This window comes from Pseudoalteromonas sp. SIMBA_162, from assembly GCF_046535955.1.
In the GTDB taxonomy this organism is placed as follows: domain Bacteria; phylum Pseudomonadota; class Gammaproteobacteria; order Enterobacterales; family Alteromonadaceae; genus Pseudoalteromonas; species Pseudoalteromonas marina.
This window is the reverse complement of record NZ_JAWJBQ010000300.1, coordinates 1-277: the sequence shown is the minus strand read 5'-3', so window position 1 is coordinate 277 and position 277 is coordinate 1. Positions and strand designations below refer to the sequence as shown.

Sequence of the window (277 nt, the reverse complement as noted above, 5' to 3'; positions counted from 1 at the left end):
CCTCAATATCTGGACCACCCAGGACAACACCATCTACAACTTCGCGATCGCCGGCTGCAATCTGCTGCGCACCCCACATCGTCAGCGTGTCACCCTGGGCGGCGCGGCCATCGGCACAGTGCTGGCGGTACTCGGCATGTATGAGTGGCTGATTCCGTTCCTGATTCTGCTCGGCACCTTCATCCCGCCGATCGGCGGCGTGATCATGGCCAACTTCTGGCTCGGTCACAAAGGGCAGTATCCGCGCCTCGCCGAGATGCCCAAGGTCGATTATCAC

1 protein-coding gene is annotated in these 277 nt (G+C 61.0%); it reads left to right on the top strand.

Going from position 1 to position 277, the window contains the following annotated elements; translation table 11 throughout:
• Positions 1–277: cytosine permease (locus R0J88_RS19775; RefSeq protein WP_410900843.1), on the top strand; the 277-nt coding region annotated here is incomplete at both ends.